At 34.2% G+C, this 7,111-nt stretch carries 9 protein-coding genes and 2 pseudogenes; 1 reads left to right on the plus strand and 10 read right to left on the minus strand.

Translation table 11 applies throughout. From position 1 onward, the window contains the following. Positions 1–190, plus strand: a pseudogene (locus Wcon_RS06700) (WO male-killing family protein Wmk); the annotation flags it as partial. A 92-nt stretch (positions 191–282) separates the two neighbouring features. Here Wcon_RS06700 and Wcon_RS06705 read toward each other — a convergent pair. The 10 genes and pseudogenes from Wcon_RS06705 to Wcon_RS06750 form a co-directional block, all read right to left on the minus strand. After that, a complete protein-coding gene (locus tag Wcon_RS06705; RefSeq protein WP_114517664.1) occupies positions 283–1,203 on the minus strand; it encodes a patatin-like phospholipase family protein in 921 nt (306 codons plus the stop codon). A 12-nt stretch (positions 1,204–1,215) separates the two neighbouring features. Beyond that, positions 1,216–1,449: a hypothetical protein gene (locus tag Wcon_RS06710; RefSeq protein ID WP_114517665.1), complete on the minus strand. Its 234-nt coding sequence runs from the start codon at positions 1,447–1,449 to the stop codon at positions 1,216–1,218. 45 nt (positions 1,450–1,494) lie between these two features. Beyond that, positions 1,495–2,016, minus strand: a complete 522-nt coding sequence (locus Wcon_RS06715) for an ankyrin repeat domain-containing protein (protein WP_114517666.1) — start codon at positions 2,014–2,016, stop codon at positions 1,495–1,497. Positions 2,017–2,074: 58 nt separating this feature from the next. Next, a complete protein-coding gene (locus Wcon_RS06720; protein ID WP_114517667.1) occupies positions 2,075–3,010 on the minus strand; it encodes a contractile injection system protein, VgrG/Pvc8 family in 936 nt (311 codons plus the stop codon). Beyond that, positions 3,011–3,220 (minus strand): tail protein X, encoded by a 210-nt coding sequence (locus tag Wcon_RS06725; RefSeq protein ID WP_114517668.1) that lies wholly within the window; start codon positions 3,218–3,220, stop codon positions 3,011–3,013. A 16-nt stretch (positions 3,221–3,236) separates the two neighbouring features. Continuing rightward, on the minus strand, positions 3,237–3,572 hold the full coding sequence (locus Wcon_RS06730) for a phage tail protein (RefSeq protein ID WP_237350090.1): 336 nt from the start codon (positions 3,570–3,572) through the stop codon (positions 3,237–3,239). Continuing rightward, positions 3,572–5,837: pseudogene (locus Wcon_RS06735) on the minus strand (phage tail tape measure protein). The gene Wcon_RS06730 and the pseudogene Wcon_RS06735 overlap by 1 nt, the downstream one beginning before the upstream one ends. 112 nt (positions 5,838–5,949) lie before the next feature. Continuing rightward, positions 5,950–6,204: a phage tail assembly protein gene (locus Wcon_RS06740; protein ID WP_114517669.1), complete on the minus strand. Its 255-nt coding sequence runs from the start codon at positions 6,202–6,204 to the stop codon at positions 5,950–5,952. A 36-nt stretch (positions 6,205–6,240) separates the two neighbouring features. Continuing rightward, on the minus strand, positions 6,241–6,747 hold the full coding sequence (locus Wcon_RS06745) for a phage major tail tube protein (protein ID WP_114517670.1): 507 nt from the start codon (positions 6,745–6,747) through the stop codon (positions 6,241–6,243). Between the two features lie 11 nt (positions 6,748–6,758). Further along, on the minus strand, positions 6,759–7,111 hold a 353-nt coding region (locus tag Wcon_RS06750; RefSeq protein WP_275936936.1), incomplete at its 5' end, for a phage tail sheath family protein.

The raw sequence follows: 7,111 nt of genomic DNA on the forward strand, positions 1-7,111 counted from the left end.
CAGAGAACAAGAATCATTAGATGCATTAGTCAAATCTCTATCTGAAGATATGAAAAGTGGCAAGGAAAAAGTTAAAAAAGCAGAGAAAATCAGGGTTGCAAAAAATCTAGTGAAGGCGGGTGTTTCTACTGATGTTATTTTGCGAGCAAGTGGCCTAACTGTTGATGAGTTAGGTGAGTGTGAAAATTGAATTGTGTTTAAGATATAAGTAAAAATGGTTAATATATTATCTATTCTAAACCCTTATTTAGCTCTGCAGAATTTTTTTGGCATTTCTACGTATCAAGATAAAACATCACAGAATTTATCGACTACTTTTTGATTTTCCTCTATCATTGCATTTGCCTCATGCTGTAGAAATTTAATATTTTTAGGTGTTACATTATCCATCTCAGCAGACGCTATTGTCAGTTGTGATTGTATTCTTATATACTTTTCGTCCATTACATTACTCATCTGATAATTTACTACATCAAGGCTCGAAGCAAACATCACATCTAGTAACGGTTTTATCCAAGCTATTTTCCCTAATTTCCTGTACTTGATTCGATTAGATAGCCGACCTGTGCCAATTGATACCAGAACGATTTCTTCGTTAGGGAAAAGTTTTTTACTGTTTGCATATGCACAAGCAGCTGGATTATTCGCAAATACTCCGCCATCCACCAGTACCATTTCTTTTTGGTTGACCTTAAGATACTTAGGTGCAAAATATGTTGGAGCTGCAGTTGTGGCTCTTAATGCATCTTTGAGTTTGATAAAATTTCTATCTTCTTTCCAGCTCTTAAAAAAGAAAGGATGGTTGTTATGAATATCATAACTGGTAAGCAGTACATTACTCAAAGTGTTTTGTAGAGTATCATCACCAAAATATTTTTCTAATATCGATTCGATGTTTTTGTGTGGGTATTGTGCACAATTAAACCAAGATAGTATTGATCGTCTAAAGAATGAAGACTTAAAAATATATGGTCCATACTCTTGGTAAAGTTCAACCAAATCATTGGCAGAGTATTGAGGATTTCCTTGTTCATCCTTTTTACATAACCCAGCAACAACAATACCACCTGTTGAAGTACCAGCCATCAGATCAAAGATTTTAGCTATAGTTCTTCTTGCTCTTTTTTCTATTTCTGCTAGTATAATGGCTGGTATGATGCCTCTAATTCCACCTCCATCAACGGATAAAATGTATTTAATCATTGTGAGTTTAGGTTAAGATTTGATTTTTCCGCTTAGAACGTGTAATTTAAACTCATCCAATTCCTCAGAAAGATTTTTTATTCTCTCCTCAAGCCGGTATACCGTAACGGTCAATCCGTTGTTCTGCTCTATAAATTTATCATGAATGTGAACCCGTAAATCTAGCTTGGCAAGCCACCAAATCGCCGCTACCGTCTGTATTAACATCGTTACAATTACTGCGATTGGGATTTTTTGATTTTGCATAATTACTTAAATATGGATTTATTATGGATAGCTACTTTATAGTAACTACTTCTCTGATTTGTACTGTTCCTCTGCTCTAGCCAGTAACTTTATTATTTCTTTATAAGGTTTGTTTTTATCGTGTCGCAATGCCATTACAGCCATTTTTCTAGCTCCTTTTCCGTCATTATCTTTTATGTTAGGATTCGCACCTTTTTCTAATAAGAACCTTACAATTCCTAAATGTCCTTCACCTGCAGCATGATGTAAAGCTGTCCTTTTAAAAGCATTCTTATCGATTGCATTTATATTTACTTTCTCTTCTACTATTAAAAATCTAATAGTATCTAAGCATCCTTCTCTTGCTGCATAATGTAATGCCGTTTCGCTTAAGTTTGGTATTATATCTTTTACTAAAAATCTCGTTGTTTCTAAACTACAACTTACAGTAGCTACTTGTAGTATCTTTCTGTAATTCTCGTTAGCTTTGGATTTTTGGTAGCAATATGTAATAACAACACATACCATTAATATTATAAACCATACAAAATGTATTTTATCCTTTTCATTACATTTTAGTTGACTCATATTCCGTAGTTTCTTTACATTGAATAGACTATATACTTATTTTTCCTTAACATCGTTTTCATTTGCTTAAAGATGCTGATAATATAGTAAGATAACCTGAGCTATTTAAATTATGCTCTGCTCTATTAACTATCCATTCACCATCTACCGCTTGATTAAAACCTATAAGATTAAGTTTAGCTTCTGCAAATAATTCTGGATTACCAGGCATAGTTATATCTAAAGTTTCATTGTTACGCTTCAATTGTTTTAACTTGGCATTTGCTGCACTTAGTGCTGACTCTGCATTTGGATAGATTTCTAGCATAATATAACTTGGCTCGCTACTACCAACTGTTTCTTTAATAGTTTTACCCTTTTCATAGCTATGCCATTTTGCTACTACTGAATTGTATTTATCACGTACAGTAAAATGCACTTTCCAGTTAATTGTATCTTGAGGTCTAATAGTCGTTGTTCCTAAAGCTTTTCCTGTGGCTGATTTTGCCATGTTTTTTGAAATAAATAATATATACCCACCAGCTAATTTTACCATTGCTTCACGCTCTATTGCTATTTTCGTTAGAAGGCTTATGTCACTCTCCTCAGTTTGATTAATGTGAGTTATAAGTACGTTTTTAAATTCCTCAGCGACTTTGTATCCATATCCATGTTTTTGGGCTATTTCTTTTACTAAGTTTTCTATGGTAATTTGATGCCATTCTTTTGATACTTTTGCCTTCAAAGATATTCTTAAATTTGTTGCATGAGCTTTGATTAGTAGGGTCTTAGGTGGGCCTTGTATCGTAACTTCGTTGACTTTATATATACCCATTGGAAAGATTCCCGTTTCCTTATAACCTAGTGCTATGTTCAATTCATTTGGAACTTCTACATTTTCATTGCCATAATCAACGCATACCTCTGCGACATCATCTATAGTACCAGATTCATCAGTAAGGTGCACCGATATTACATGATCTTTTATTCCTTGAATACTAAATTCAGGTTTCATTTATTCCCACACTTTTAACTTCGATTTTTTTAATTGCTCTTGTATTGTAGGTAACCTAATTTTTAATCCTGCAGGCAAAAAACTTCCATGCTCTGCAAGTCCATAGTTTTCCTCCAATACTATTTCTACTGCTCCAGAGCTATATCCATAGTGTTTAAAACATATGTAATCTAACATTTCATTTTCTCGGGTTATATAATGTACTATCATACATAACGCCTTAAACTTAAGCTAAATCTATCTTTTTTGGTAATCCACATGGAAAATACGACGTTTGCTTTTCTTTTAACCGCACAATAACAAATCTTCCCAAAACATTTCCTAATTTGTCTACTAAGATACTTGGTTCCTGATTTTCCTCAGCTTCTTTCATACTTTTTAATTGATTTAAATCATTAAGATTATGGAAATAAATTATTCCTTCTAAGTCTATATTTTCTGTACCTTGGCCAATATTTTGTAATGAAGGTATTTTACCAATACACTCAATTGTACTCCAACGATTTTCTTTACTATACCTTAAACTTGTTGGAGAAAGCTTATGCTGACCAAGTGATAGCATTAGTAAATTGGTTCTATTGAATCAAACAGAACGTCACGCGATTTTTCTCTTATTCTTTTTATTACTGCATCAGCAAGACTACGTACATCTTGGTTAGGTTCTGCTTTTATACTTATATTAAATGTAAAAGTTTGATTAAAAATTTTTTGTTCACACTTTTCACAGTCTTTTAAAACTTTCTCTGAATTATCTTCTACAGAACTTTTTTCTGTAATCACACTAGCACTTTCAATAATATTCGTTCTATTATTCGAAATTCCACTAAAAGCATTATTATTCAATAAAGGATTTCCTTTACTAAAAATACTTCTATTTTCACTAGTTGTACTGCCTATTTTTGCTTCTACTGGTTTCTCTAATGCTTTTATTGGATTATCATTAAACAATTTTCCTACACCAATCCAATTTTCTATAGGTTTTGTAATTGATTTCCAGATACTTGAGAAAAAGTTCTTTACCTTTTGCCAATTAGCAATTACAAGTGCTGCACCAACTGATAGTCCAGCAATAGCAGCTCCTATAGGATTGGTTAGCGTTAAAGCTTTCAGTCCCATGATCACTGCTGGAATTACTCGAGCTGATAACGAAGTTAATACTGGCAAAAGTGTTCCCTGCAAAATAGCCTTAAAAGTTAATATTCCACCTCCAGCCAATGCAAATGCATAACCAAAACCTACTACTGCAATCTTACCAATAATAAGCGCTGAAATTATGCTCATTATTCCTGTAGTAATAACTGGAAATTTTTCTGCAAACCAAGCTATGGGATTAGTTATCTCTCTTAGAAGATTACTTATCCACTTTAAAGGAGGTAGCATTACTGAGCCCAGATTCATTCCCACCTCTGCTATCGTATTCCTCAGTAATCGTAAGTTATTTGCTGTAGTTGCTGCACGATTGTTAAACTCTTCTTGCATGGACTGTTTAAATTCTTCCTCATCAGCTAAATTATTTATGGCATCTTTATAATTCTTTAAGCTTCCAACTAGTAATGCAATATCATCTTGATATTCTTGACCAAGGAGATCGAGAAGGATTTGCGAACGTTCCTGTTTATCTACCTTCTCCAGAGTTTCAAAAAAGTAAAGTAGTGCGTCTTGGCCATTTCTGCTAATCCTTTGTGTCATCTCTTCTGCAGTTATTCCCACGTCTTCCAATGCTGCTTTAAACTTTTTCCCCTGTCCTTCAGCGGTCTGGAGTTTACTAAGTAGAGCGTTTATTGCAGTTGCTGCTTTTGCAGGTTGTTTGCCTAGGCTAATAAAGGCATTTACTAAACTACTTGTCTGTTTAATATCAAAACCAAACTGTTTTGCAGTACCACCAACTATAGCAAGTGCTTGGACCATATCTTTTGCTTTAGCAGCACTATTATCTGAAAGGTGATTTATAATATTACCTACTCTTTCCATGCCTGCTACCTCAATTCCATAAACATTGGCAAGCTTAGCTATAGAATCACCTGCTTCTTCTGCAGACATATCAAATGCTGTGGCCATTTTAGCTACTGTTGTTGTAAATCCAATTAACTTATCTTTTTGAATCCCAAGTTGTCCACCACTTGAAGCTATTTGTGCTAATTCTGTAGCTGATAGTGGTATTTCATGGGATAACTTCTTTATATTCTCACTAAACTTATTAATTTCCTCATCATTCTGAAACTTTACAACCTTCTTAACATCAGCCATAGCACTTTCAAAGTTAATCGCAACTTTAATTGGCGCTGCAAGTGAAAGCCCTAGCCCTATAGTCTCCATTACTTGTGATCTATAATGCGCTTTTTTTGCCAAAGCATTTTGCTGTTTTTGTATTACAGATCCTAACTTACTGTATTTTCCTTTAAGTACTTCAATAGAAGAACCAAGTTTAGTTTGATCCCTCACTAAAGATTTAATATCCTTTCCACTTTTCCTTATTTCTTCATTTAATGTGTGTAGTGCATCTCTCTTTTTGATATAAGCCTCTTTTGCCTTTGATGCCGATGCTTTCAATTTTTCGAATTCATTTCTCAGTGCTTTGCTTGGCTCTTTTTTCCCTTTTTTCTTTAGCAATTGCTGCGGCTGATTCTTTTGCTTTTTTCTGCACTTCCTTCCAATTCTTCATGGCTTCAAGGGCATCATGATTTAATTGCTTAAATTTGGAAACAGATTTCATTGACGAATCAAGCTGCTTTATACTATCACCCAACTTAGAAAGCTTTGCTGCACTACCTGTCATTGCACTATTAAAACTGCCATCTAACGTTGCACCGATCTTTATTGAAAGCATTTTGCTACTCCTTTACTTATTTCTACCCATGATAAAAATTCATTTATATCCATATTAGTAATCTGCTCAATTCCACTTCCTGAAATAGAACTGAGTAGTAGTACATTATACTTTAAGTTCTCTGTTCCAGCGGCGACAAAAAATCTTTTAGCACCTTTTGTATTTCTACATAATCTTTAATACATAAATCTTCAACTGCTTCTTTTGGCACGGATGCTAGATTAGCAATTAAAGCTACTTCTTTCAAGGCTTCTCCTTCTATACGTTCTATAGCAAGTAAATCTCTTACTTTAGGTTCACGCATCGATAATTCTGAGACAGAAATACCATCAACTGTAATTGGGTTGTTTAGTGTTATAGTTTGCATAAAATTCTCCTAAAAAATAAAATTTCAAATAAGTTTTCATATGCCTAAAACCGTTTGCAGCAAGGCCATCTGATCAACTCCGTTTATCTTCCTAATCATATTTTCTGCATCGATTTCTATTAATTCATTACCACCTATAGTAAGTTTATAGTAATGAGCAGCTACAGTACACTTCAGCGTTGCTTTTTCAGCAGGTTTCCAGCTACCAAAATCAAATTCTTTAAAAATGCCTCTTAAATTGATTATTACTCCTTCAATATCATTGTTTCCGCTGCCTTGTAATCCGCCCCTTAGCGTCAGAGAAACCGAATTTCCATCTATGAGGCCAAAAAGCCTGAATAACTCTGAATCATATTCTGAAAACGTAAACTCTGCTTCAAGCTTTTCCATGCCCATGTCAATATTTATTGGAATATCCATACCACCAGCTCTATATTCCTCAGTTTTAATGGTGAGCTTTGGCAAGGTTACTTCATCTATTTTTCCTGCATAACCACGACCATCAACGAATACGTTAAAATTTCTCAGTATTTTTGGTAACACTTCGCTTTCTCCTAACTTATATTTACAAGATGGGATCTGAATATTATTTGCTCAGCTGGATATGGCGGTGTAAACTCAAAATCAAAAGACACTTTTCCGCTTGCAATATTTGCCGGTGTATTGAGTTCTGGTGTTGCATAACATTTTCCGCTGATAATAGCTCCTTGGGCTTTTAAATTGGCTAAATAAGAATTCACCCCCTCAATCACATCATCTATATAAGTTTTAGTGATATTGCGATCAACTGCCCATAAATGAGCTCGAAGTAAACTATCATTGATTAAATCTGCAGTCCTTCTCACTGATAAAAAAGCCCATTTTGAGTCATTTGAACATGTTCTATTTCCCCAAAGTCTGTAGCCAT

Source organism: Wolbachia endosymbiont of Cylisticus convexus (assembly GCF_003344345.1).